General features: G+C 67.2%; 25 protein-coding genes and 1 pseudogene. 11 read left to right on the top strand and 15 right to left on the bottom strand.

Annotation, left to right across the window (positions count from 1 at the left end):
* From AVL48_RS18660 to AVL48_RS18645, 5 genes and pseudogenes are all read right to left on the bottom strand, one after another.
* Window positions 1-489 (bottom strand): alpha/beta fold hydrolase (locus AVL48_RS18660; protein WP_156515772.1); only part of this gene is annotated, 489 nt, incomplete at its 3' end.
* A 191-nt stretch (window positions 490-680) separates the two neighbouring features.
* Window positions 681-824 (bottom strand): annotated as a pseudogene (locus AVL48_RS40120) (HNH endonuclease); the annotation flags it as partial.
* 15 nt (window positions 825-839) lie between these two features.
* Entirely contained in the window at window positions 840-1355 is a 516-nt protein-coding gene (locus AVL48_RS18655; RefSeq protein WP_061990426.1) for a DUF1877 family protein, read from the bottom strand.
* Window positions 1356-1452: 97 nt separating this feature from the next.
* On the bottom strand, window positions 1453-4974 hold the full coding sequence (locus tag AVL48_RS18650; protein WP_063054115.1) for an ALF repeat-containing protein: 3522 nt from the start codon (window positions 4972-4974) through the stop codon (window positions 1453-1455).
* A gap of 13 nt (window positions 4975-4987) precedes the next feature.
* Complete coding sequence (locus AVL48_RS18645) at window positions 4988-5470, bottom strand: hypothetical protein (RefSeq protein WP_061990134.1); 483 nt, start codon at window positions 5468-5470, stop codon at window positions 4988-4990.
* A gap of 480 nt (window positions 5471-5950) precedes the next feature.
* On the opposite strand from AVL48_RS18645, the gene AVL48_RS18640 reads away from it, so the two are divergent.
* The 3 genes from AVL48_RS18640 (at window position 5951) to AVL48_RS39820 (ending at window position 9723) form a co-directional block, all read left to right on the top strand.
* A complete protein-coding gene (locus tag AVL48_RS18640) occupies window positions 5951-8293 on the top strand; it encodes a tachylectin-related carbohydrate-binding protein (protein WP_169812901.1) in 2343 nt (780 codons plus the stop codon).
* Window positions 8294-8626: 333 nt separating this feature from the next.
* Window positions 8627-8986 carry an arginase family protein gene (locus tag AVL48_RS40555; protein ID WP_208616296.1) on the top strand — a complete coding sequence of 120 codons (360 nt, stop codon included), beginning with the start codon at window positions 8627-8629 and terminating at the stop codon, window positions 8984-8986.
* Window positions 8968-9723 carry an arginase family protein gene (locus AVL48_RS39820; RefSeq protein ID WP_208616297.1) on the top strand — a complete coding sequence of 252 codons (756 nt, stop codon included), beginning with the start codon at window positions 8968-8970 and terminating at the stop codon, window positions 9721-9723. Before AVL48_RS40555 ends, AVL48_RS39820 begins: the two co-directional genes overlap by 19 nt.
* Before the next feature lie 79 nt (window positions 9724-9802).
* Here AVL48_RS39820 and AVL48_RS18630 read toward each other — a convergent pair whose 3' ends face one another.
* On the bottom strand, window positions 9803-10228 hold the full coding sequence (locus AVL48_RS18630; protein WP_061990138.1) for a hypothetical protein: 426 nt from the start codon (window positions 10226-10228) through the stop codon (window positions 9803-9805).
* A gap of 723 nt (window positions 10229-10951) precedes the next feature.
* On the opposite strand from AVL48_RS18630, the gene AVL48_RS18625 reads away from it, so the two are divergent.
* The 3 genes from AVL48_RS18625 to AVL48_RS18615 all read left to right on the top strand — a co-directional run bounded on the left by AVL48_RS18625 (window position 10952) and on the right by AVL48_RS18615 (window position 13404).
* On the top strand, window positions 10952-11494 hold the full coding sequence (locus AVL48_RS18625) for a hypothetical protein (protein WP_208616298.1): 543 nt from the start codon (window positions 10952-10954) through the stop codon (window positions 11492-11494).
* A gap of 66 nt (window positions 11495-11560) precedes the next feature.
* A complete protein-coding gene (locus tag AVL48_RS18620; RefSeq protein ID WP_208616299.1) occupies window positions 11561-12739 on the top strand; it encodes a sensor histidine kinase in 1179 nt (392 codons plus the stop codon).
* Window positions 12736-13404, top strand: a complete 669-nt coding sequence (locus tag AVL48_RS18615) for a response regulator (protein ID WP_061990143.1) — start codon at window positions 12736-12738, stop codon at window positions 13402-13404. Before AVL48_RS18620 ends, AVL48_RS18615 begins: the two co-directional genes overlap by 4 nt.
* 56 nt (window positions 13405-13460) lie before the next feature.
* Here the strand turns inward: AVL48_RS18615 and AVL48_RS39815 are convergent, their stop codons facing one another.
* From AVL48_RS39815 to AVL48_RS18585, 6 genes are all read right to left on the bottom strand, one after another.
* A complete protein-coding gene (locus tag AVL48_RS39815) occupies window positions 13461-13634 on the bottom strand; it encodes an EamA family transporter (RefSeq protein ID WP_208616300.1) in 174 nt (57 codons plus the stop codon).
* Window positions 13635-14191: 557 nt separating this feature from the next.
* Complete coding sequence (locus AVL48_RS18610; RefSeq protein WP_061990145.1) at window positions 14192-14659, bottom strand: DUF3291 domain-containing protein; 468 nt, start codon at window positions 14657-14659, stop codon at window positions 14192-14194.
* A gap of 32 nt (window positions 14660-14691) precedes the next feature.
* Window positions 14692-15351: a helix-turn-helix transcriptional regulator gene (locus tag AVL48_RS18605; RefSeq protein WP_061990147.1), complete on the bottom strand. Its 660-nt coding sequence runs from the start codon at window positions 15349-15351 to the stop codon at window positions 14692-14694.
* A 238-nt stretch (window positions 15352-15589) separates the two neighbouring features.
* The gene (locus AVL48_RS18600; protein WP_244162658.1) at window positions 15590-15919 is read right to left on the bottom strand and encodes a MarR family transcriptional regulator; all 330 of its coding nucleotides are present in this window, start codon (window positions 15917-15919) and stop codon (window positions 15590-15592) included.
* A gap of 806 nt (window positions 15920-16725) precedes the next feature.
* Window positions 16726-17295: a YflT domain-containing protein gene (locus tag AVL48_RS18590; protein ID WP_061990151.1), complete on the bottom strand. Its 570-nt coding sequence runs from the start codon at window positions 17293-17295 to the stop codon at window positions 16726-16728.
* A gap of 29 nt (window positions 17296-17324) precedes the next feature.
* Window positions 17325-17726 carry an Hsp20/alpha crystallin family protein gene (locus AVL48_RS18585; RefSeq protein WP_061990153.1) on the bottom strand — a complete coding sequence of 134 codons (402 nt, stop codon included), beginning with the start codon at window positions 17724-17726 and terminating at the stop codon, window positions 17325-17327.
* A 292-nt stretch (window positions 17727-18018) separates the two neighbouring features.
* Between AVL48_RS18585 and AVL48_RS18580 the strand changes: the two genes are divergently transcribed.
* The 3 genes from AVL48_RS18580 to AVL48_RS18570 all read left to right on the top strand — a co-directional run bounded on the left by AVL48_RS18580 (window position 18019) and on the right by AVL48_RS18570 (window position 19206).
* Window positions 18019-18441 (top strand): Hsp20/alpha crystallin family protein, encoded by a 423-nt coding sequence (locus tag AVL48_RS18580; RefSeq protein ID WP_061990155.1) that lies wholly within the window; start codon window positions 18019-18021, stop codon window positions 18439-18441.
* A gap of 114 nt (window positions 18442-18555) precedes the next feature.
* Window positions 18556-18828, top strand: a complete 273-nt coding sequence (locus AVL48_RS18575) for a hypothetical protein (RefSeq protein ID WP_061990157.1) — start codon at window positions 18556-18558, stop codon at window positions 18826-18828.
* Window positions 18829-18981: 153 nt separating this feature from the next.
* Window positions 18982-19206 (top strand): tyrosine-protein phosphatase, encoded by a 225-nt coding sequence (locus AVL48_RS18570; RefSeq protein ID WP_061990159.1) that lies wholly within the window; start codon window positions 18982-18984, stop codon window positions 19204-19206.
* A gap of 355 nt (window positions 19207-19561) precedes the next feature.
* On the opposite strand, the gene AVL48_RS18565 is transcribed toward AVL48_RS18570, so the two are convergent.
* Window positions 19562-20527 carry a helix-turn-helix domain-containing protein gene (locus tag AVL48_RS18565; RefSeq protein ID WP_158070240.1) on the bottom strand — a complete coding sequence of 322 codons (966 nt, stop codon included), beginning with the start codon at window positions 20525-20527 and terminating at the stop codon, window positions 19562-19564.
* 318 nt (window positions 20528-20845) lie between these two features.
* Here AVL48_RS18565 and AVL48_RS18560 point away from each other — a divergent pair, with 318 nt between their 5' ends.
* Window positions 20846-21169, top strand: a complete 324-nt coding sequence (locus AVL48_RS18560; protein WP_156515771.1) for a hypothetical protein — start codon at window positions 20846-20848, stop codon at window positions 21167-21169.
* Window positions 21170-21620: 451 nt separating this feature from the next.
* Here AVL48_RS18560 and AVL48_RS18555 read toward each other — a convergent pair whose 3' ends face one another.
* Entirely contained in the window at window positions 21621-22319 is a 699-nt protein-coding gene (locus AVL48_RS18555) for a hypothetical protein (RefSeq protein ID WP_244162659.1), read from the bottom strand.
* Window positions 22320-22675: 356 nt separating this feature from the next.
* On the opposite strand from AVL48_RS18555, the gene AVL48_RS18550 reads away from it, so the two are divergent.
* Window positions 22676-23155, top strand: a complete 480-nt coding sequence (locus AVL48_RS18550; RefSeq protein WP_061990165.1) for an NAD(P)/FAD-dependent oxidoreductase — start codon at window positions 22676-22678, stop codon at window positions 23153-23155.
* 27 nt (window positions 23156-23182) lie between these two features.
* On the opposite strand, the gene AVL48_RS18545 is transcribed toward AVL48_RS18550, so the two are convergent.
* Window positions 23183-23800 (bottom strand): GNAT family N-acetyltransferase, encoded by a 618-nt coding sequence (locus AVL48_RS18545; RefSeq protein WP_061990167.1) that lies wholly within the window; start codon window positions 23798-23800, stop codon window positions 23183-23185.
* Window positions 23801-23948 lie beyond the last annotated feature (148 nt).

Genomic DNA, 23948 nt, shown 5'->3' with positions numbered 1-23948 from the left:
GAGCAGCTCATCCCGGGTAATAACCCGATGCAGGTCGCCACCGGACTCGGTCCACGACCAAAACTTCTCGACGATCCAGGCGCAGAGGGCGGCCGGCGAGTCGACCAGCCCGTAGCCGACCGTCTGCGGCCGGGTCGACTGCTGCGCCGAGTATCCGGAGCCCCATTCGTCCGCCTCCCGCAGTGTCGCGAGCGCCGCCCGCTCGGCACCGGTGAGGTCGTCCAACGTGGCCGGATCGGGCGGTGCGAGCGGCGGCATGAGATGGATGCCGGCGACCCGATCGGGTTGCCGTTGACCGATGCTCGTGGCGATGCTGGTGCCCCAGTCGCTGCCCTGGGCGCCGAACCGCCGGTAGCCGAGCCGGGCCATCAGCTCGCACCACGCGTCGGATACCCGCTCGATCCCCCGCCCCGGCGCGGCCGGCTTGTCGCTGAAGCCGTAACCGGGAAGCGATGGGCAGACCCCTAGAACCGGCCGCTTAGTGCGCAGATTTCGCCGTTCACACGACGAAACCGCAGCTCAACAGCCAGCACCCTACCCAAGATCAGCGATCTTGAGCCAAGTCAGGTTACACCGATCGCATGCGCGACGGCACAGCACCGATCCCAGTCGAGCAGTACCGCGGCACAGGCTCCGGCTGGAAATACTGACACTCAGCGATGGCAAGCCGGGCCGCGCTGTCAGCAGCGGTCGAGCATGATGGCCAGAGCGGTTCGCTGGTGCGGCGATCGTAAGCCCGTACTCGCTTTTGACCACGATCCAGTCGGTCGCGTACACCAGAACGACCCCAGCGGAGGTTTCCACTGTTCGGGTGCCTTGTCGCCAGGGGGCGTGTCGACTCAGTCCCACCACATGACCATGGCGAGTCGGCGGTGTGCGGCTTCATCGTAGAAGTTGCGCAGGATGTCATGCTGCTCGGAGAGCAACGCTGCGAGATCGCCTACCACGTCCCGCACAGAGGCACCTAGTGCAGCCGCCGCTTCGTCTCGTTGTACAGGCACGGCGGCGTGCACCCTCTCGGGAGTGATTGCACGTAACGCATTCGCGACCTCGGCGACCTGATCGGGTTCCAGAGCGGTGACGGGGTGCTCGAAGATCGTGTTCGGGTGGTCCCGGTAGGCCGGGTTGACTTCCTCGACACCGTCGAAGCCGCGGTGCAGCACCTCCAGGGACTGTGCGTCGACGCCTATCAGTGCCCAAGTCCGCTTCAGTGTGTTGGGCCACCAGTTCAGATCCAGATAGTCCGCTGACGGCGCCGAGCGGAAGGAGCAGAGTTTGTCCAGTTCCGCGGCGGAGTCGCGACAGTCCGACAACTGTGGCGCGGGAATACGGGCGAGCTGCTGTGTCACTGCCATACGGCACAGTATGTCAAGACTGCTCTTGCGGGTTCGACCGGATTACCACATCGCCGATTCCAGACCATTCACGGTCCTCCGGGTCCAATACGAGGGATCACGGGTTGTTCCATGTTCGCCATCTCAACCATTCGTCGAGCGGGATATGTGTTTCGTTCGGGTGGTCATCGGCCTTGGTTCCGCCTGGGAACCGCACCCCACCGCGGCCGACTATACGACCGTTGTCGTTGATCCGAACGTGATCGACTTGCTGCGATGGGTATTGGTGATTCGGGTTCCCCTTGTCGATCCGGACATTTGAACCGCTTGGATTGGCCGGGTCCTGCCATCTGGTGCCGACTTTCTTTTTGTTCGGAGTTCCGGGCCCCCAACTGTCGGGAATCTTCTTGACCGCCCTCGGGTCGAGCCAGCCGCCGACCTTGGGTCCCCCCGGGACCAAGCCGTCGGCGATCGCCTTCTGCAGGCCCTTCATCGCCAACCCGTTGACCAGCCCGCTGAGGGTGGTAACGAAATCCATACCTTTGTCGAAGGCGTCCTTGATCTGCACCATGTACTTGGTGAACAGCTCGTTGAGCATCCAATCCAGGTGTTCCCGGGTTTGGCAGAACTCGTTGCTCGCACACGCCTTCGCGACCTCGATGGCGACAGCCTTGCCGAGCGCCTCCCCGTGACCGCCCATGCCGCACTGGATGGTGACCTTGAGCCCGAGGCAATGGGATTGCAGGAACTGCGAGATTGAGTCAGCCTTCTCGCGGCTTATCGGCTCCGGGGACACGCCGTCGTCATCGTCACCGTCCTCGGCCGCGCGCTCGGACTTACTGGCCAGGCGCTGTGCCTCCGCGGCGTAGTCGGCGGCTTCTCTCGCGGCTTTCGCCGCCTCCGCGGCGCTCCGGCCCGCCGCTTCCGCAGACGCCCGGGCGGCGGCGGCCGACGTCGCCGCTGAAGCTGCCGAGACACGGGCCTGCGCCGCCGATGTCGCGGCGCTCACTGCGGACCGGGAGGCGGCTGCGGCGGACTGCTGTGCCGCTGTGGCGGCTTCGCGTGCTTGCCGAGCCGACTCCGCGGCGTCATTCGCCGAGGCCTGCGCCGCGTCGGCGGACTCCTTGGCCTTCATCGCCCAGTCGGAGGCGTCCTTCGCCGACTGGCTCGCTTGCTGCGCGTAGCGCTCCGCGTCAGCAGCCGCGTTGCGGGCGAGCGCCGCCACCCGCTGCGCCTCAGCGGCCAGGGAGTTCGCGGTGGCCGCCGACGCAGCGGCGTCGGCGACATGGCCGCGCACCGAGGCTACGTGCGTGGCCGTATCGAGATCTCGTTGGCGCGCTTTGGGGTAGCCGACGGCCAGGAACTCGGCCAGGTAGGAGCGGGGCCCAGCGAGCGCGATCTCGGCAGCGGCCTTCACTTCGGGTCCGCCCGCCTGCATTCGGCGGGTGACCTCGATGCGGTCGTCGTGCTCAGCCGCCTCGTACTGGCCCGTGCGCAAGAAGGTGAACCGGTCGTGCGAGGTTCCTGCCAGCGCTTGCTGCGCCGCGGCCTTCGTTGCGGGTCCTCCTGTTTCCATGAGTTGCGCAATGCGGATTCGATCATCGTCCTCGCGGCCCACGTACTGCTGTGTTCGCAGGAACTCCGTCACCGTCTCGTGGGTGCCCGCCAGGGCCGTCTCGCCCGCGCTCCGCATCGCCGGTTTGCCGTACTCGATGAGGATTTCGACTCGCGAACGGTCATCCTGGTCAGCGGCGAGTTCGCGAGTGTGGAACACGAACTCCCGGACCTCCGCGTCGGTGCCTCCCAGCGCGTTGATCGCGAACTGGGCGGTCCACGGTCCGCCGCTCCTGGCCAGTTTGGCCGCCGCCTTGCGGCCGTTGGCGATTACGACGGCATCCGGAGTCCCCGGCGCCGTCGCCTCGGCGAGCAGGCGTCGGGTCTCCTCGTCCTGGCGGGCCTGCTCCTGTGTGTCGAACAGCGCTGTGGCTCGTTCTTCGTCTTCCTTCTGCCGGGCCACAGTGGCTTCGTGCTTAGCCAGATCGGTGCGAGCGACGAGTGCTGCGGCTTCGGTCCGACGGGCAGTCTCTTCGACGGCGCTGGCTTTCGTTGCCGCGGCGGTCGCGTCCGCGGCGGCGGCGGTCGCAGCATTGGCGTGTTCAGTCGCCTTTCTCGCTGCCGTGGCCGCGTCCCACGCGGCGTTCGCTGCCTCGTCCGCCGCGTCCGCGGCCGCTTCCGCATGCGCCGCCGCCGCGTTCGCGGCGTCCCGCGCCTGCAGCGCGGCACTGCCCGCTTCCCGCGCCAACGCTTCAGCCGCGTTGGCAGCCCGCACCGCCTGCTGGGCCTTCGCCCGTGCCTGCGCTGCCGCCCGCTTCGCTCGCGCTGCTTCAGCGGTGGCTACATTGGACTGCCTGGCGGCCTGGTCTGCGGCGTCCGCGGCAGCTACCGCGTTGGCGGCCGCACTGCCTGCGGCGTTCGACGCGCCCGCCGCGGCGTTCGCAGCGTCACCGGCCGCCTTCGAGGCCTCGGCCGCAAGCTTGGCGCTTGCCGCGACATTGCGCGCGTCAACGGCCGCGGCGCGAGCGGCGTCGGCCGTCGACGCGTCGGTCGCCGCGTTGGCGGCGGCCCTGTACGCACGCGACGCCGCCTGCCCCGCCAGGATCGCCGCGTTGGCCGCACGAGCGGCGGCGCCCGCGGCGACCCGCGCTGCCTGGCTCGCCGCGGCAGAGGCGTCGATCGCGGTCCGGGCGGCGTCCGCCGCCCGGTTCGCGGCGTCTGCGGCCCGGCCGGCCGCGTTGGACGCCGTGATCGCCGAATCCTTGGCCGCGGCGGTCTCCGCGGCCGCGCGTTCGGCCGCCTGCCGAGCCAGTTCGGCGGCGGCGACGGCCTTCTCCGACTCGTCTTTGGCCTGCTGGGTCTCGACGGCCGCGAGATCCTTGGCTTCCCGCGCGAACGCGGCCAGCTGGACGACGGTCAGTATCTCCTGATCGCGGTCCCTGGCGACGTGCTGACCCAGCTCCAGGTACTCGCGCCGGTCCTGAGGCGTCCCCGCCAGCGCGATGGCGGCGGTGCGTTTCACCTCCGGCCCGCCCGCCGACAGGATCTGCGTGACCCGCACCCTGTCGTCGATGTCGCGAGCCGCGTACTGACCGGTCGCGACGAACTTCCGACGATCGTCGTCCGAGCCGTTCAGCGCCTGTTGCGCCGCCGCCTTGACTCCAGGCCCCCCCGCGGAAAGGATCTGTGTGACCCGTACCCGGACGTCTTCGGCGTCGGGCCCCTGCCAACCGCTGTCAAGGAAGGTCTTCCGGTCGGCCGTGGTACCGGCGAGCGCCCGGCTCGCCGCTTCCCGCACGCCACGTCCGCTGATGCCGACGATCCGGGCGATCCTGGCTCGCTCGTCGTTCTCGGCGGCGACCGCCTGGCCGGTCGCGAGGAACTCCCTCAGATCGACGTCGGTGCCCAGCAGCGCCGCCTCCGCGGCGCGCGTCGTGGCCAGGCCGCCGCCACGATAGAACTCCAGGACACGCTGCCGGTCCGTCAACGCAGACGGGTCAGCGACCGCCATCTGGGGTGCGATGAGCTGGCCGGCGACTATCAGAACAGCCAGCATCGTCGTGATCAGCCGCTTGAGCGAACTCATCCTGGCCCCCATGTCAGGCCGCCGCGCTACGGAACGTGAGCAGGGTCGCCGGACCGCTGTTCGGATCACTGCCTTCGCCGATCCCCCGGAATTCACCCTTGGCGACCGTGACCGTGCTGGGGACACCGTCCACCACGATGTCGGCCACGATGGTGTGCGCGCCCGCGCCCGTAATGAGGTAGGCCTCGGGAACCTCCATCGTCAACAGCCCGGTGACACCGCTGAGTTTGAAGCAGAGGTGCCCCTTGGTCCGGCTCCACACCTCCGCTTGCCCCGTGCCCGCCGCGCAATCAGCGAGAAGGATGTGTCCATCGCCTTTGATCAGCTTGATTCCTCGTTCGGCGAGGATTTTCGCCGCGTCGGGATAGCCATAGTCCTCCACGATCGCCGACAGCGGCTCCTCGGTGGGTGCGCCGACGGCGGACTCGGCGGCACCGGCGGACAGGAACGCCGCGACCGAAATCACCGCCGACAGTGGCAGTATCCGCTTGAACACGCGAGAATGTCCCGTTTGACCGAACTTCTTCGCGGTTTTCGGCGCACCGACCCGAAACCTTCGAGCAGGAACATCTGACCACATTCGCGGATCCCCCACATTCACAGTGCCCGACCGCAGTCGTTCATCCGTCGAGAATCTGGCGAAGACACCAGAGAGCCAACACTAAGTCGGCATCAGAATTCACGTAAGAGGCCATTCGCAGCAATCTTCAACCGGTCAAAAGACCGAAACCAGGAAACTAATCCGTTACCCAAAAGAAGCGCATTTGATATGGTCACATCGCACACTTCCGAAGGGGTAAATCCTTCGCCGTATCAGCATGTTCACCACAACGGCACATTCGCAAAACGGCTACCCGGAGACTCCCTGCAGCCTCCGCGGCTGCGAATTTCGTTGTTTTCTCTGGGGGTAACCATGGATCGCTTTCTGAAACGACGACGATCACGATCCAGCGCTCTGATCGCCACCTTGTCCTGCTTGGCCTTGGCTGCCGGGATGATCGACGCGACGCCCGCCGCCGGGATCGCCGGCGGAACACCGGTATCTGACGGCGGCTACCGGTTCGCGGTCAGAATCGAGGTCGGCGGTGACCGGGCCTGCACCGGAGCCTTAGTCGCACCCCAGTGGGTGGTGACCGCGACCCGCTGCTTCACTGGCGGCGCGGCCGGACAGCAAGTGAACCCAGGCGCGCCCGTTCTTCCCACCACAGCGAAAATCGGACGGCCGAATCAAGCGCAGAACACCGGCGCCGTATTGCCGATCGTGGAACTCGTCCCGCGCGCCGATCGCAACCTGATGCTGGCGAAGCTGGCGACCACGGTCACCGGCATCCCACCGGTACCGATCGCCGGGACGGCACCGGCACAAGGCGAGGCGCTGCGGGTGGCGGGCTTCGGCCGGACCGCTACCCAGTGGGTGCCCGATCAGCTGCACACCGCGGCCTTCTCCCTCACCACCATCAAGAACCCTAGCCTCGACCTGACAGGAGCCGCGACAGACGCCGGGCTCTGCCCCGGTGACGCCGGGGGGCCGGCCTTCCGCGAATCCGCGGGCCGGATCGAGCTCTTGGCGATCGCCGACACCGGCTACCCTCGCGGTTGCCTTGGGTCGGCCGAAACCCGGACCGGGGCGACGGCGACCAGGGTGGACGACATCGCGGGCTGGATCCAGCAGCAGACCGCACCCAGAGTCGTCGAGATCGCAAACCTGTTCACCAAGCGCTGCATCTCGGTGTACGGCGTCAACAACGTCAACAACCTGCCCGCGCAGCAGTACGACTGCTACCGAACCATCACCGATCGGGTGTGGGAACTCGAACCGGTCCCCGGAGGAACGCAGATCCGGAACCGATTCACCCGCCGCTGCCTCGCCGTCTATGGAGCGGACAACGTCAACAATCGGCAGGTCGAGCAATACGACTGCGACCATCGCGTCACCGACCGGGTATGGCTGCTCGAGCCGGTCGCCGGCGGGGTGCAGATCCGGAACCTGTCCACCCGCCGCTGCCTGGCCGTCGACGGGAGAGACAACGTCAACAATAAGCCCGTCGTTCAGTACGACTGCATGGCCAGTGTCACCGACCGGGTCTGGCAGCTGGCGCCGGTACCCACGAGCCTGCAAGTCCGCACCCGGACCACCGGCGTCTGCCTGTCCGCACCGGGCACGAACAACACCCACGGGGCGCCCGCAGGCGTGATCGGGTGCGATCCCACCAAGTCGGACCGGGTGTGGGAGGTCGAACCGGTCACCAACGGGGTCCAGGTCCGCAACCGCTACACCCGCCGCTGCCTCGGCGTTCCCGACAACAGCGCCCACGCCGGGCAGGCCTATCAGTACGACTGCGATCCGGCCAAAACCCAGCAGGTGTGGGAAATCGAACCGGCACTGGACGGCGCGCTGCTGCGCAACAACAAGTCCCGTCGCTGCCTCGGTCTCCCCACCGGCGCGGCCAACCCGGACGGAACGGCCAGGGAGTTCACCTGTGCACCCACCACCGAACAGACCATCGTGCTGGACCCCACCCGCATCCCGGATCTCGAGATCGACTGCAAGCCCGATGTACCCGTGTTCGTCACACGCCCGGACGGCCAGCTGCGCCTGTACAAACACACCAGCCCACGCTACGGCGACTACACCTGGGTCAACGGTCTCGGTGAAGCTATCGGTGAAGGCTGGCTGGATGGCCGTACGATCGCCGGACCGGACGGCGTCCTCTACCAGGCCACCGGAACCGGAGAACTGCGCCGCTTCCGCTGGAACGGCACCCGCTGGGACTCCGCCCCCGGCGGTGGACAGTACTCGGTCATCGAAGCCACAGGTTGGGACCGGTACACCACACCCGAATTCCGCAACCTGATCACCGTTGACACCAAGGGCCACATCTACACCGTCGAGCCGGACGGCAGACTCCACTGGCGCAACCACAACCCGGCCACTGGAACCTGGGAACACCGAACTCTTAAAGACGGCTGGGGACAGTACAACCTGATCATCGCCGCCGGTGAGGGCGTCCTCTACGCCCGAACACCCACCGGCGAACTGTTCCGCCATGTCTACGACGCCACAACACAACAGTGGAGCCAAGAAGGCAAATTCAACGGCGGCGGCTGGCAGATGTTCAACACCGTGTTCTCCGCAGGCGCCGACACCCTCTACGGCGCACGAGCCGACAACGGCGGAGAACTCCTCTGGTACCGCTACCAGCCTCATAACGACACCTGGGCACCAGGAGGAGCCAACGGCCTCGGCCGCCTCGTCGGCAACGGCTGGTACGGCGAGTACAACCTGACCGCCGCCCCAGACAGCTGCAGACACGTATAGCCGTATGGCGGACCCGACAATCAACCGGACGCACTCCTTTCGTGGCCGGTGGCCGATCTTTTCGGACACCGGCCAGCCACACAGCGCGCCGCATCCGACCTTCCGGCGAACTACCAGGGCGGCAGTGCCGAGCCCGGACGCCGATCGAAACGTGCCGTCACGACGCCGGCGGTGCGATGGCAGCGACCAAAGACGCCGCCGATCGAACTGCTCGGCGGACGAAGGCGTCACAGCGCGCTCAGTCACCGGCGTTGCTTCGCGGGCGGCAGGCGCGTGGTCGGCAAACACGCCGCTGACGAACAGACCGCCCCACAGGAGAAAGTGAGACATGTCGTGGCCGACCACAGAACCGGTGGCACGTGGGATGTGATCGTCACGCCCTGGCACCTCGACGAACACATCCCGGATTTCCCGATCCCCGCGGCCGCGACTCAGGTCGACTTCCCCGTGCTCCTTTCCGGGACCGTTCCCGCCCGGATGAGCCTGCTGCACCGAGCCGCCCTCGACGCTGTGGCACAGGCGGCCCGCCCGCTGGTGCTCTCCGGAGACTGCCCCACCTCCCGCGCGGTGGTCGCCGGGCTGCGGCGCCGCCACCGCGACCTGGCCGTGCTCTGGCTGGACGCCCACGGCGACTTCAACGATCCCGTCATCTCGACCAGCGCTACGTCGGCGGCATGGCGCTGGCCATGCTGACCGGCCGCACTCCTGACCTGTTCGACGACACACTCGACTTCTCCCCCATTCCCGACACCAGCGTCGTGCTCGCCGACGCCCGCGACCTCGACCCCGCCGAACGCGATGCCCTCACCGCCAGTGGCGTCCGCCGCATACCCGCCGATCCCGGCGCGATCACTTCCGCCCTCGACCGGCTCGGCGACGTTCCCGTCTACCTCCACCTCGACATCGACGTCATCGACGGCGCACAGCTACCCGGCGCGCGTTTCCCTTCTGGCCCCGGCCCGTCTCTCGCGCAGATCGAAGAATGCCTCGCCGCTGCTCGCGCCACCGCCGACATCCCCGCCGCCTACATCGCATGCGTCTGGCTCCCAGAACACGCCCGACGAGCAGACCAGCCGCCGGACGATGACACGCCTCACCACAGCACTCGGCGCCAGCCTCGCATGGCCCGAACCCACCGGCAGCTGACCAGACACGGACGTGCCGCTTTCGCCGGCAGTGCGCCAGAATCGGCCCTGCGAACCCGCGCCTGCCAGCGGCCGCCTCGGTCGCGAGGACGAGCGAACGTTCTCCGGCACAGCGCCCATGGCTGGGCGCGCCTCTTTGAGCGCGGAGAGGTCTTTCGCCGTGCTCACCGCCTCCACGCCACGGGAACCGCGTCGTGCCCGGGCGACCAAGTCTCGCTCGCACATCCGGGTGAGCGGTGGTGCATACGGCAGTTGTCGCAGGTGTCCGCACCGCTGAGCTCGTAGACGCGCAGCCACCCGACCGGCGCCTCGGACAGCAATGCGAGAACGATGCAATCGGCGTTGGAGTCGGGGAACCCCGATATCACGACCACTCAAGCAGGACGTTGGTGAGGGCTAGCCGGATTCCGGTGTGTCCGAAGGGAAGTTCACGCAGTCGCCGAAGAACCGCGGGCTGTCCGGTGAGAGCGTGGGCGGGAACGGCGAACTGGAGCTGTCCTGGTTGCATAGCGGTGTCGACGGCGATGCAGGTCAGATTGTCCAGCAGTGGCTCGTCATGGACCGTGCTGCCTGGCAGGCCGAGAAGTACCGCGGGGATTGCGCCACCGAGTGCGGCCCACGCGGCGGCGTCGGCGGCCGCCCGATAGAGAACGTAGGGAAGTGCTGCTGGGAGCAATCTAGCCCACATCGGCTGCGACCGCCCTTGGACGGATCCGATTCTGGTCCCCTGTTCGACGGCCATCCCCTTGGTCCGGTCGGCGCGCACGTCTTCGCCGACAACCTCGGACATCGTGGTGTGTTCGTCAGTCGATGTCGAAGCCCTCGGACTCGCCCGGATCGGTGATCTCGAGTTATTCGCTGTCAGCAGGGCTGCCCGCAGCGTCCGGTGTGGATGTCGTCACGGTAAGTCCAGGACCGAGGTGGACCTGAGATGAGTCGCTGTAGAAGCTTTCGACCAACGGCCGCTCGGTCGAAATCGGCGCGGCCAGGCCAGGCGTGCGTACCCGAGCCGACGACGGAGGGCGATCGCTGCCGACGAGCACCTCGCCGAGTGCGGCGCCTTCCTCGGCGACCGCGTTTCGCCGGGGCTTCGGCACTGCTGAAGCCGTTGGCGAAGGCCAGATGTGGATCACGTCGTCGGGCTGGCCTGCACCGGGGCGCAGGACGTCCAGATCCGGCATATCTGTCTGGAGCGGCTCGGCACCGGTCGTCGAAGCGGATTGGGCGGAGGCGGCGGAGCGGGCGAGAGCGAGGTGGCCGTTGCCGGAAGCTCGGCGACGACGGCGGAGCCGATTAGACCGGTGCCACCGTTGGTGAAGACACGCACGAATATCTCCTGAAAGTGAGGGGACTCGTCTCCGTCGCGAGAGGGAGAGCCAAGATCGCTCTCGTCGGCGATTACCTTCAACAGTCGAAACTTCAGGATTGAGGCAACTACGTACCGTCGAAGGAGCCTCCAGTGAATCCGCGTATCGCCTTTATCGCTGCCCCGCTACTCACTTTCAGCTATGGGGTGATCCGAATCGTCGACGGACTGGACGGCAGCCGTGGCCCGGGCCCCGCCTGGACCATCGGGCACCTCGCTTTCCTCGGCGCCATGGCGTTCTTCGTAGCCGTTTTCGTGCAGCTTCGCCGGATGGCGGGACGCAACGCCTTGGCCACCGTCACCACCGTGGTCGCCATCGCGGGCGCGGTCGCCTTGTCCGGGCAATTCGCCGTGGACGTCGTCGCCGGCTTCATGGCCGATGACCATCTGGGCATGAGTCAGATCATCGCCGAGATCCGCAAGACTCCCGGCCTCTCGCTCGCGGTATACGACGTGGGACCGTACCTGTTCTACCTCGGTCAGCTCGGCCTCGTCGTCCAGCTCGCCGCCACGCGCGTGATCAGCGTCTGGACGCCGCTGCTGGTGCTGTTCGACCTGATCACCCCGTTCATCGACAAGGACCTCATCCCGCTCGGCGCACTCGTCCTGATGATCTCTTTCGCAGCCATCGCCAAGCGGATCCCGAATCCGACCGGCACGGCCTCCACAACCGTCCCGGCTCTACTCTGACGGACCAGACCGGCAGGCCACCTCGGCTTGCCGGTCTGCGAGCACCCCTCGAAAGGGAAACAAGACGTGAACTCCATCGCGCCCCTGCCGATCTCGGCGGCGCTACGTAGCCGGGTGCGGGCGTTTCCGCCCCTGACCCTCGACGTGGCGCTCGTCCTGCTGGTCATGGTGGTGCAGCTGTGGCCGTTCTTCTCCCGCCAGAATCCCGCGGGGCCGCCTTGGCACTGGTGGGGTTATCTGGTCGTGACCGCCTCCGCCCTGCCGTTGCTGGGACGCAGACGTGCTCCGGTCGTCGCGCTGCTGGCAAGTCTGGTCGCCACCGGGTCCTACGATCTCTTCGGTGACGTGCCCGCACAGCCGATCTGGTACGGCGCGCTGGTCGCGACATACACGGTCGCCGTCCGCTCCGCCCACCGTCCCAGGATCGTCGTACTGATGATCACGGTCGGCGGCAGCATGGTGATCAGTTCCTCGGAGACCGCGTTGCGCAGCGGGGTCATGTTCATCGCCGCCTACGCGGTGGGACGTGCCTTCGCCGCGTCCCGTGCCCATGCGGAGGCGCTGCGCGAGCGTGCCGAGCGGCTGGAGCACGAACGGCGGCTCGAGGCGGACCGCGCGGCGGTACGGGAACGTTCCCGGATCGCTCGCGACATGCACGACATCCTCTCCCATGCGGTCAGCGTGATGGTCGTTCAAGCGGAGGCCGGTCCGATCGCGCTCACCGCGAGCCCGGCGCGCGCCGAAGCGGCCTTCGACGCCATCGCGTCGGCCGGACGCGATGCCATGGTCCAGCTCCGCCGGATTCTCGACCTGCTCAAGGACGACGACGGGGCCCGCTCTCCGCAACCCACGCTCGTCGAGCTCCCCGCACTGGTCGAACAGACATCGGGAACCGGCTTGGCACTGACCTACGATGTGCGAGGCGAACCGGTCCCGCTCCCTCCTGACGTCGAGGTCGCGGCGTACCGCATCATCCAAGAAGCCATCACCAACACCGTCAAGCACTCCGGCGCCCACAGTGCCGACCTCCGACTCGCTTGGCAGGACGACACCCTGATGATCGACATCATCGACGACGGCCGCGGTTCGGCGTCGTCACTCCCTTCCGGCGGCAACGGCCTGATCGGGATCCGCGAACGCACCACCGCGTGCGGCGGCACCGTGTCCGCGGGGCCGCGCACGGACGCGTCCGGTTTCCAGGTGCGGGTACGACTTCCGCTGACTCCGCGAGGAGCGACGGTATGACGGTGCGCATCGTGGTCGCCGACGACCAGGAACTCGTCCGCGCCGGATTCAGCATGATCCTCGACGCACAACCGGACTTCGAGGTGGTCGCCGAGGCGAACGACGGCGTCGAGGCGGTCGACGCGGTCCGGGCCCACCAGCCGGACGTGTTGCTCCTGGACATCCGCATGCCCACCATGAACGGAATCGAGGCCGCCGGCATCGTCTGCGCCGAGACCGGTTGCCGGGTCATCATGCTCACCACGTTCGACCAGGACGACTACGTCTACGACGCCCTCCGGGCGGGTGCGAGTGGTTTCCTGCTCAAGGATGTCCGCCGGGAAGACCTCGTCCACGCCGTGCGTGTCGTGACGGCCGGAGAAGCACTGCTGGCACCCGCGATCACCAGAAAGCTGATCGCGAAGTTCACCTCGCACGGGACCGGCCCCTCAGTGGCACTCTCCGCCGAACGGCTCGCCGTGCTGACCGCTCGGGAAAGGGAGACGCTCAAAATGCTCGCCCGCGGGCTGACCAACGCCGAACTCGCCGACGCGATGGTGGTCAGCGAACACACGGTCAAGACGCACGTCAGCAACGTGCTCAGCAAACTTGGGCTACGCGACCGTATCCAAGCCGTCATCGCCGCCTACGAGACCGGCCTCGCCGTACCAGGCACCAACGGATAGCCGATCCGCGACAGGCGGGGAAGCCGTCAATACACCCCTGCTTGGCACCTGGCCCTCTAGGCCGGTTCCCGAACGCGGTCCCGGCGCGGTGTCCGGCTCACCGCCCATACGGTGACGATCACAAGCAGGCATCCGGCCAGCTGAGTGACGGTGGGCCGTTCGTGCAGCGCCAGGACACCGAAAACGACGGCCAGTACCGGATGCAGAAGAAGGGGGAGTGCGGCACTCACCTACGGTGCCACCTGGGAAAGCGCTCCCGCGATGAGGAGCTTCTTGACGCCGCACGAACTCGATACGTCGTTAACGGCGGCGTGAAGCGAGCTCACGGCCTGTGAGCCCAGTCCGACGCGGGGCGGGGTATCGGTAGCAAGTCAGAGGGTTTCGGCGCGGTGCCCACATTCCGCGTCGAGGGCCAGGCGCATGTCTTCGTGAGTGTCCTGGTGAGGGCGGTCGAGTGCACGTTCGGTGGCCGTCTGGCGACCACGTCCGCGTACTCACACATAGCCTGCGCCCAACGCCGTCCCCGGGAATCCCGGTCGACTACCTCGGTGGTCATGACACCGCCTCGACGACGGTGCAGGTCCGTGGGCTTCGTGTGGCGCCGGTTCGAACCGTTCACCGGTGCCGAGGTACGCCGTGGTGGGAAGCGGATGTGGGGTGAGAGTCGGCCATTGCCGGCTGGAGAAGTTGATCGTTTAGCCCCGACGTCGAGGTCGTGTATCGGACGGTGCTGGTCACCTGGTGGTGCTCAACCGAAGGTTTGGGCGTTGGCCGTGTCCGTCGGTGGTCACGACGCGAGGCCGGCGTCCTCGGGCGTGTACGTGTCCCTGAACCCGAAGGCGCTGGGCGACGGGCCGTGCGCGCGCAACTGTTGTAGCCGCTCCACCGCCTCCTCGACGGCGGGCACGTGGCCGGCCGGAATCCACCACATCACCTGGAACGCCGTCTTCGGCAGCTCGAACCACTCAGCGCGGCGCCGGAGCACGTCCAGATGACCGCTGCGGTAGACGTAGTCCCACAAGCTGGCGCGACTCTCCCAGACCGACATGTTCACGATGACGTCCGCGCCGAGGGTGGTCCGGATCGCGGTGGCGTCGCTACTCCCGTCGCCGACCAGCCGCCACACGAATCCGGGCGACCGGTCGGCGACGTCGTTCAAGGTGTCCAGCATCGACGTGAAACCGTGCGTGCGCGGGTCGTCCAGCGGGTGTCTCAGGGTGCCCACGTTGAGCTGGGCGAGGTGGTGTCCGGCCATGCCACCCACTTCACCACTCTCACCACTCTATGTCAATCGTCATTGTTTTTAGAACTCTCGACGGTGACGCAACACATCCCGGGCTGCGGATCCATCCGGGCTCGCAGCCCTTCGGTGTCCTCGAGAAAACCTTCCAACAGCGCCAGGTTCATGCCGCAGATCAACGCGGGATGCCGCTCCGAGAGGACATGGAAGGGGCAATTGGCCAGGCGAAGGGCGGCACCGTCCGCGTCCGCGCGCGGCTCGTAGCCGCGCACGGACAGAACAGCCCGCACCGCGTCGAGGCCCTCGACCGGTCCGGCGGCGGCTCGCGCGGCCCGTCCTTCCCGCACGGCGGCGGCCCGCAGCTCGCCGTCCAGCCGGGCGCCGTCCGCCACCTCGGCCAGCAGGTCGGCGGCAGTGCGGTAGTCCCGGGCGGGGACCGATACGTGATGTTCTTCGCCGGACCGGCGATAGAGCTTGGCAGGCCGCCCCGCGCCCGGGCCCGAACGCCCGGTGAGTCGCCGGCTCTCGGTGACGAGCAGCCCGGCGTCGACGAGCTTGTCGAGATGGAACGCGGCGAGCGTGCGGCCGATCCCGGCGCCCTCGGCCGCCTCGTTCCGGCTCACCTCATGGTCCTGGTCGACCACGTACTCGTACAGCTGCCGCCGGACGGGATCCTGCAGCACGACGATCGCCTCGATGTCCTCCATTTCACCATTCTAAGAACAACGCGGGCTTCCGTTAGAAACCCGTCGCGACGAGCCTTGCCGATGCCGTTCGCCACGACGGCCACACGGCGGTGCCGAGCCAGCGTCTTCGACAACGAACGTGACCACCCCTGCCGTACGCACATCGGCATGACCGGCTATTCGATTGCCGTCAGCTCACCACGACCCACCACGTTCCAGCATCTGCACACGATCATGAGAAAGATCCGTAGGACACGCCCTAGTCGCTGGCCACCGCCTCGCAAAAATCCCGCAGACCCGTGGCGAGCGCCGCCCTGGTTTCCGGGGTGAGTTTCGCCAGCACGGCTTGCAGGCTTTCGCGCCGACGGGCTCGCAGGTCCCGTAGGTAGGCGTGGCCGCGGTCGCTGAGTCGCAGCGTGATCTGGCGGCGGCTGGCCGAGCTGGGCAGTCGTTCGAGGAAGCCGACCGCTTCCAGCCGGTCGCACAGGCGGCTGACCAGTGGCGGGGTGGAACCGAGCAACTCGGCGAGGGCGCGCAGGTTCAGCCCGTCGTGGTGGTCGAGTGCCACGGCGGCGCGTACCTGGGACATCTACAGCGGACGTGGTGACGCTTCGCGAGTCCGCTCGAACATGATCTCGAGTAGCTCGGCCGTCTCGGTCACGGCCGCCGCCACCGTTCCGGTGCCGTGCGGCTCAGGGGACCGATTCACGAAACCACTGTCGCATCCTTATGCTGAACTGTCAGCTCAGCGCACCGCGGCACGTACTCCGACCGGTCCGACGAGCGGTGCGGACTTCTTCCCGTGTGCTTGATTGAGGCGCCGGGTTCCGGGTGAGCGGAGGCAACGCGGTAGACAGATCCTTGGCAGTCGAACGCGTCCTGCGCGGCGTCCAGCCCCACGCCCTGCTCGATGGGCTGCGCGTGGCGCTCAGTGAGTATTACGGTGCCGGTACCGTCGATCTCTTGATGGCGGACTAAGCCTCACCGAATTGCGGCAGGTGACTGTCCTGCCGTACACGACCGAGCCGATGCCGGTGACCGATACCGCGTCGGGCGAAGCCTTCACCACCCAGCGTGCGACATTCGAATCCGCCGAAGACGGCATCCGCGCCAACCCGGCGGACCGTTTCGTCGCCGTCCAGGCCGCCGGCCCTGCCAGGTTTCTCGCTGCCGGCGCTGACGTGCTCGTACCCGTCCATACGTCCTGCTCCGTCCATCGCGCCCGCATCGGTGGCGGTGATTCCTGCTGGATACCCGGCCCGCCGCCACGCCAACCAGCACGGTGGTCAGCGTCCGGGTGTACTGCACAGCACAACGCGACGCATCCGCCGACAGGGACGACGCGGTATGGAGCCTGCCGTCAGCCGCACGGTGCCTGTTCCCGCCCGCAGCGTGTCATCGAAGGGACGGGCGCACACCGCGATCGCCTCCGGTCCCACTCGACTCCCGGTCCCACCGCTCGCCCTGGCCGGGCGGCCCGGCCAGGGCGAGCTTCGCCAGCAAGTCTCGGCCCTTCTCGGCGTTGCGCGGTTCGCATAGCACGTCATACCTCCGGGCGACGACCTGCGTGGTCGTGGCGAAGTCCCGCTGGCCCTTCACGGAGGCGTAGCCGATCGCGGCGGACGCCACGCCGACCAAGACACCCGTGGCCAGCCCGGCCGGTATCAGCGCCGTCACTGGCTGGTGGCCGAACAAGCCGAGCAGCAGGCCGAGGAAAAGCCCGAACCACGCGCCGGACGCCGCGCCGCCGGCCAAGACCCGTCCCCAGGACAGGCGGGCGGTCACGCGCTCGACCACCATCGGTTCGACGCCGACGATCGTGACGTCCTGGACGGGGAAGTCGTGGCCGGCCAGGTACTCCACGGCGCGCTGCGCTTCGGCGTAGCTGCCGTAAACACCGATGGGCCACCCGGTGGGTGGGGCCTGTACCGCGGCCGGCTCACGCAGTGGCGAGTACGTGGTCATCCTTTCGTACCTCCGAACCGGGTCGGGACTCAGGCGCTGTGAACCGGGATACGCCGCCGCCGGGCGAACTCGCGCTTCGGCACCCGGACGGTCAGGACGCCCTTGGCCAAGGTTGCCGAGACCGCGTCGGTGTTCACCCCGTCGGGCAGCGTGGTGCGGTATACGAAATCCCGCGTTCGGCTGGTGCGGCGCCGGAACAGGCCCCGCCGGCCGGCCGTGCCCCGGACGGCCACCTCGCTTCCGGTGACCTCGACCGTGACATCCCGGCGTTTGAACCCGGGCAACTCCATCTCGACCAGATACGCGTCGTCCGTTTCCCGCACGGCGGCCGCGGGCGACCACCGGCCCATCCACCGGTGCAGGTCCTCCAACTCGAGGAACGGGTCCCAGCGCTCCAGCGCGGAAACCGATCGCACAGCCGTCAGCGTCATCAGTCCCACCTCCAGAAATCCGGACAGGCCTACGAGTGGTGTTCTCACCCTTATGACGAACCAGCCTGCACGTGAGTTCCCCAGACTTGAGCGTGTTCGACTCAATCGTTCACCAGGTGTTTCTTCGACAGAGCATCCCTGAAATGCTCCATTCGGGTGGTTATGCACGTCGGGGGAACAGGCGTCGTGGAGCTGCCCGTTTCCGGGGGTGTCAGCGCAGTGGTGGTGCCGGCGAGACGGAGTACCGACATCGCCCAGGCACCACGCCACGATGGGAAGGAGGAGGACCATCATGCTCGTTCGCACGGACCCGTTCCAGGCACTGGACCGGCTGGCCCAGCAGTTCTTCGGCCCCGCGTCCCGTTCCGCCGCGATGCCGCTGGACGCCTACCGCGACGGCGACCGGTTCGTGGTGCACTTCGACCTGCCCGGCGTGAGCCCGGAGTCGATCGACATCGATGTGCAGAACGACGTGCTCACCGTGAAGGCGGAGCGCACCGCGGTCACCGGTGACGACGTCCAGACGCTGATCAGCGAGCGGCCGGCCGGGGCGTTCAGCCGTCAGCTGTTCCTGGGTGACACCCTGGACGCCGACCACATCGAGGCCGGCTACGACGCCGGGGTGCTGACCCTGCGTATCCCGGTCGCCGAGCAGGCCAAGCCGCGCAAGATCGCCGTCACCAGCGGCGGCGAGCGGCAGGCGATCAAGGCCTGACGCCACCAGACGGGTGGCGCGCGCACCCGGTGCCTGACCGATGACGCGGCATCGACGCTCGGTTACCCGAGCGTGTCCGAGCCGCCCGGCCTCCCATGGGCGTAGTGGGCGCGGGTGAACGCGCGCCACCCGGCCGCACCCGACGTCGACCGTCCCCTTTCGGCGAACTGTGGCGGGAATGGGCTGGCGGAGCTGAAGCAGCGGCCCGCGACCGGGTCCGGTCTTGCGGCCGGACCGGCTCAGGAACCGCGGCTGCCGGCCATCGTCGTCAACCTCAACGGCAGGATCCGGGAAGCCACCGGACGTGGCCGACTCGGCGAAGTCAACGGGCTTCGAGTCAGCCGCGACTTCGCCGATCACAAACTCGCCCAGATGCGCGGAATTTGAGCACAGGCCCGGCCCGCCGACCTGCTCACACCGACAACGAATCGCGGGCAACGATGAACCAACCTGCGTGTCGAACGTCGATACATGCAGACCCGGCCTGACCGACAATTCCAGTGATGACAGAGCACTCGAACGATGAGCACGAGCAGAGCAGTGACCTGGGAAGTCTTCTTCAACACCAGGGACCTCGGCGGACTGCCCACCAAGTCCGGCACCACGACCAGCTGTGGAGCCTTCTTCAGGGCAGCGGACCTTCGATTCGTCACTGAGACAGGCTGGGCCCAAGCGCGCGAGTCCGGCGTCCGCACGGTTATCGACCTGCGCAACCCGGACGAGATCCGGCCTACTGAAGCTCCGGTCACGGCACAGGCGGTGTAGGTGCCCGATCTTGCCGGTGCCGCTGTCCGCATCAGAAGCACCGATCAGCTGCCACATGCCGTCATCGGCGTCGTGCTATACAAGCAGAATCGGCTCGCTGCGCTCGAAGATCTCAAGGGTCTGGATACAGGTGGTGCGCAGAAGCCAGTGCCGCATACACCAAGCCCGCCGATCGCGGTGTCCACAGCTCGTATTCGAGTTCGTACGGGTTCGGTAGGGGCTTGGCCAGGAAGAGGACGTTGCCGAGATCGTAGATATCGTCCTCTCTGCGGAAGACTGTTTAGCAGTCGTGAAGGGCTGCCTGGTCCTCGTGCACACGCTGGGCGTGGCAGCGCTAGCCGGTCGTGCCACTGGGTTATCCGGGCGGGAGAATGTGCCGCCGACGGTGTTCGCCGGGAGTGACTCCGCGGTCGGCTCGGAACGCTCGAGTGAAGTCAGCCGGCCGGGGAAACCCCCAGCGGGCCGCGATCGTGTGCACGGGTGTATCGAGCAGGGCGGGGTCGGCCAGATCATCGGCTGCCCGTTCCAGACGCTGTCGTCTGATCCAGGCCGCGACTGTCTCTTCCTGGTCCTTGAAAAGGTTGTGCAGGTGGCTGCGGGAGATGTGGTGAGCCGCGGCGATCGAGCCGGGAGTCAGCCCGGGGTCGTGCAGGTTCTCTCGCACGAAATTCCGGATCCGGAGGACGAGATTGCGGCGCCGGCTCTCGGCCGGCACGAACGAGCCACTGTCCGAAGCTCGGCAGCAGAGCGCGGTCACCAGGTCCATGGCCGTTGTCTCCAGCTGTGATGCATCCTCGGGGCGATACGAGTCGGCGTCCCGCACGATCTGGGTCAGCACTTGGGCCAGGAGAGCGCCGTACCCGGACTTCCCGTCCAGCGGGCGGCCGACCAGCCGCTCGATCCGGCTCCGTCGCACGGGGATCCGACTGTAGGGCACTCCTATTGACGTTTCGGTGTGGGTTCCGTCTGCCACCGGGATGTCGTAGAGCAGCGCGGAATCCACGACCGACCAGTCGCCCGGGCGGAGCGCGACCTCGTCCTTCCCGATCCCGATGCTCCGGGATTCCACGGAGAAGGACAGCCGAACCTCTTCCGTGTCAGCGCGTGCAACGATGGCCGGCGTACGCCGCAGGAGCATCGACGGCACCGTTCCGGTCATCGCCGACACGACAATGCCGCCCATACTCAGCACGCGCTGATCTGACCGCAGGTCAGGCCGGTGATCGCCGCGGAGCTTGACGAGCACGTTCTCACCGAGGCGGCCAAAGAAGGCGTCGACCCGCTCCAAAACAGGCAAGTCATCGGTCCGGAAGTCCGACATGGTGAGCATCTGTCCCCCGCTTCGCGATGATCGGCTATAGCCAGTGTGCGGCCCTTGGACGCCAAAGGCAGCAGGCATTCGGTCGAAAGATCGGCGACTGAATGCTTAGCGATGGCGACGGAGTGCGAAGGACATCCATGCCGTAGTCCAGGAAAGTTGACGACGGGATCGACGTCGGACTACCCCCCCATCAAGGACTCGAAAGGAAAACCTATGCCACTCAGCGCACGAATTCGCTCCCTCCTGCTCACTGCAGGTATTGGCTGCGGTGTCGCACTGGTTCCCGTCAGTTTCGCCCTCGCCGATGACGGTCGGCCCGTGACCCAAATCGCCAGCCCTGCGCCCAACCCCCAAGCTCGGGTGCTGAATACCGCCGAAGCTCCGACTCCGAGACGGGCCTGCAACACGACAGTCGAGCAGCCCGGCGGCGTGAACACCACGATTTACGTGTACTACAACAACTGCGGCACGCTTCGCCTGCGTCTCACTCCCTTCGGTCGAGCCGTCGCATTCGACGGCTCTTACACCTACGTCGGCTCCTGTGCCGCGGTCCCAGGTGGAACCACCGTCGGCTGGGCGGTAAGCCCGAGCCAGTTCCCGCCGGTGGAAACCCACAACTGGGGACTCACGAACTGCATGTGACGATCCGAATCTCCACCGGCGAGGAGGTGCTCCACGGCGTCGAACCCCGCGCGGAGCCCCTCCTCGCCGGTTAACGTCTAGTGCTCGCCCCGACCCCTCGAAGCATCAGGACGATGCGATCACTGACCTCAACCGCGGAGATCGTCGGACAATGACACCGTGACCTGCCCTCATCTCGGCATGAGCGCGCGGAGCCGACGGGCGTAAACCGGTCGCTGCGGCAGGGCCGCAGATCTACCATCCCGCAGAGTCCGCCCAAGGCGCACCTACCCGGTAAGGGTGCGTCCTGCCCGTCGCATGGTGAGGGTGGCAGCCCGTTCGAGCCGGGCCGGGCCCGGGGAACCCACGCCTCGACGGGAGGTGTCGGGGTTCCCGCCACATCGCATCATCGACAGGAGCGGACAGTCGCGGGCACGCATCCCCTCGCGGCATGAGAGTGTGCGTTGCAGCTCTAGGAGTGACGGTTCCAGCGATTTCCGATGCCTGTTCGTGTCGCACTGCCGCCGGGTGGCAGGTCAAGGGTGTCGAGCAGGGTGTGGTCGTGGTCGACGGCGTGGTGCAGGTGCCCGATCTTGCCGGTGCCGCCGTCCGCGTCGGAAGCACCGATGAGCTGCCACATGCCGTCGTCGGCGTCGTGCTGGACAAGGAGAATCGGCTCGCTGCGCTCGAAGACCTCGATGGTCTGGATACAGGTGGTGCGCAGAAGCCAGTGCTTCATCCACCAAGCCCGCCGATCGCGCTGCATGACCTCATCGGCGACCCACCAGATGAACGGCAAGTCCTCATGAGCACGCGCCTCGTCCGCGGTCAGGTCTGGGCCGCCCTGCGGCACGCGCTCGAACGGATCGTCGGTCAGCGAGAACGCCTGGCCATCCTCGTGCTCGAAGATGACAGCGTGGAAGGTACCGCCGCCAGAGTTGCCCGCGCCGATCCCGACCGTCAAACGAGCGACATGCGGGTCCGACCCGGCCGTCCAGCCGAACGCGTACGACGCCAGCTCACCCTGCGGGCCGATGAACTCCCCGAACGCCCGCCGGTCCATTCCCGTCACCGTGCCTGCCGGCGTCTCGACCAGCGCACCCTCAACCACTCGGATATCCACCACCGCAAGGTAGCCGATCAAAACCCACACCCGCAGGTACACGCTCATCACAGGAGCAAAAGCTCTCCGCGATCTGCCAGTCGGACCCGGACCGACTCGACAAGCCGTTCGAATCAACCGTCATGATGCCCCCTGCCAATAGGCGCGCGACCCGACGACCTTCAGAACCACACCGAAACGTCACTCACCACTGGAGATTGACCGCGCGTCGCGGAGACCCACTCGCACGGCCCAGCCGACGTGAAAGAATAGTCAATCCCAGTTCTGGTGACACTAGCGCAATTTAAGTGCCACAATTTGGGAAAGTGTCATAGATTCCACACAACAACGACTACTGCTGTAGGTTCTCGCCGCTCGTGACATGTCGATGTGGTGCGACCCCGCAACGGATCCTGGGCCGAGACTTGTTCTGCTGGCAGACCCACACCGGCCTGATCACCGCACCCGCCACCTCACGCCGCGGCCGCTGGATGCGCCGCGGCGAAGGCACCGTGATCGGCCACAGCCACCGGTCCCTGGCCCGGCACGGCGTCACCTTCCAGCCACGGCTACTGCAAGCACACGGTCACACCGCCGTCTTCGCCGATGGACAGTCCACCGACGTCGACGCGGTCGTGTGGGCGACAGGATTTCGCCAAGACCACACCTGGGTTCACATTCCGGACGCGCTCGACGACCGACGGCTGCGCCATGACGGCGGACTCACGCCGGTCGACGGCCTGTACGTTCTCGGCCTGCCGTGGCAGCGCACCGCCGGGTCCGCGCTGCTCGGGTTCGTCGGCCACGACGCCGCTCACCTGGCCCGGCATATCCGCGAACAGCACCGGCGCGGGCGGGACACCGGCCGGACGAGTTCCGGGGAACCTGAAGCTGCCCCCTCGTAGCCTGCGATCACCAGCCGGCCGAACAGCTCACCACCACTTCGTCCACCGCGACTCCGCAGGGATCACCTTCGCGTTGACCTGATGCGTGCAGGGACACGGGCTCGCCGGGCCGACCGCTCCGACCCGCGCGCAGAACGCGACAGCGACCGGATCGCGCCCAATGGGCAGCATCGACCACTCGAACTTGGCGCCCCGCTCCATAGCGGCCTTCACCAGCACACGCCCCGCTCCGCGACGTCGATGCTTCTCCTCGACCTCGACATGGCAGAGGATCGCGCGCCGGTCAACCGGACACAGCGACAAGCGCACCTCACCAAAGACCGTATGCCCCAAGCGAAGCTGGATGACGCCGATGCCCGCGGAAACCGGCGGTGGCAGGACGACTTGGCGCAGCCCGTACTCATCCACACCGGTTTCCATGACCTGCCGCTCGACGGCGGTGTCGATCATCGACCAGACGCCGCCTTTACCCGCCAACGCGTGGCAGGCCTCGCACAGCCATTCCGGCGCCCAGTAGTCCTGCGACCAGCCTTGCCGCACGCCACCGACCGCCAGATCGTGGCCCCACGGGCAACGCTTCGGGGTGCCAGTGCCCGGCCGGATGGGAACCTCCAGCGTTCGCCATTCCCGGTTCGCTCCGGTCACCGGAAGTCACGCGACTTCGACGCCAGGCCTTGCAGGTCCAACAGCTGCACCTGGTCCGCGACTACCGTGCACGTTCCCTCGGTCACCTGGGCGATGCCGCGGAACAGCAACGCGTTGGTCGCCAGCAATACCTTCCTACTCCGGTGAA

Source organism: Amycolatopsis regifaucium (genome assembly GCF_001613935.1).
GTDB classification, from domain to species: Bacteria; Actinomycetota; Actinomycetes; order Mycobacteriales; family Pseudonocardiaceae; genus Amycolatopsis; species Amycolatopsis regifaucium.
The sequence above is the reverse complement of the archived record's forward strand: the minus strand, read 5'-3'. Positions and strand labels throughout refer to the sequence as shown.

What these genes read in the sequence shown, in the direction of transcription:
- AVL48_RS18655 (WP_061990426.1), bottom strand. Translation starts at nt 1,355, where the DNA reads ATGGCAGTGACACAGCAGCTCGCCCGTATTCCCGCGCCACAGTTGTCG.
- AVL48_RS18650 (WP_063054115.1), bottom strand. Translation starts at nt 4,974, where the DNA reads ATGAGTTCGCTCAAGCGGCTGATCACGACGATGCTGGCTGTTCTGATA.
- AVL48_RS39820 (WP_208616297.1), top strand. Translation starts at nt 8,968, where the DNA reads ATGGCGCTGGCCATGCTGACCGGCCGCACTCCTGACCTGTTCGACGAC.
- AVL48_RS18630 (WP_061990138.1), bottom strand. Translation starts at nt 10,228, where the DNA reads ATGTCCGAGGTTGTCGGCGAAGACGTGCGCGCCGACCGGACCAAGGGG.
- AVL48_RS18615 (WP_061990143.1), top strand. Translation starts at nt 12,736, where the DNA reads ATGACGGTGCGCATCGTGGTCGCCGACGACCAGGAACTCGTCCGCGCC.
- AVL48_RS18610 (WP_061990145.1), bottom strand. Translation starts at nt 14,659, where the DNA reads ATGGCCGGACACCACCTCGCCCAGCTCAACGTGGGCACCCTGAGACAC.
- AVL48_RS18605 (WP_061990147.1), bottom strand. Translation starts at nt 15,351, where the DNA reads ATGGAGGACATCGAGGCGATCGTCGTGCTGCAGGATCCCGTCCGGCGG.
- AVL48_RS18600 (WP_244162658.1), bottom strand. Translation starts at nt 15,919, where the DNA reads ATGTCCCAGGTACGCGCCGCCGTGGCACTCGACCACCACGACGGGCTG.
- AVL48_RS18590 (WP_061990151.1), bottom strand. Translation starts at nt 17,295, where the DNA reads ATGACCACGTACTCGCCACTGCGTGAGCCGGCCGCGGTACAGGCCCCA.
- AVL48_RS18585 (WP_061990153.1), bottom strand. Translation starts at nt 17,726, where the DNA reads ATGACGCTGACGGCTGTGCGATCGGTTTCCGCGCTGGAGCGCTGGGAC.
- AVL48_RS18580 (WP_061990155.1), top strand. Translation starts at nt 18,019, where the DNA reads ATGCTCGTTCGCACGGACCCGTTCCAGGCACTGGACCGGCTGGCCCAG.
- AVL48_RS18565 (WP_158070240.1), bottom strand. Translation starts at nt 20,527, where the DNA reads ATGTCGGACTTCCGGACCGATGACTTGCCTGTTTTGGAGCGGGTCGAC.
- AVL48_RS18555 (WP_244162659.1), bottom strand. Translation starts at nt 22,319, where the DNA reads ATGAGCGTGTACCTGCGGGTGTGGGTTTTGATCGGCTACCTTGCGGTG.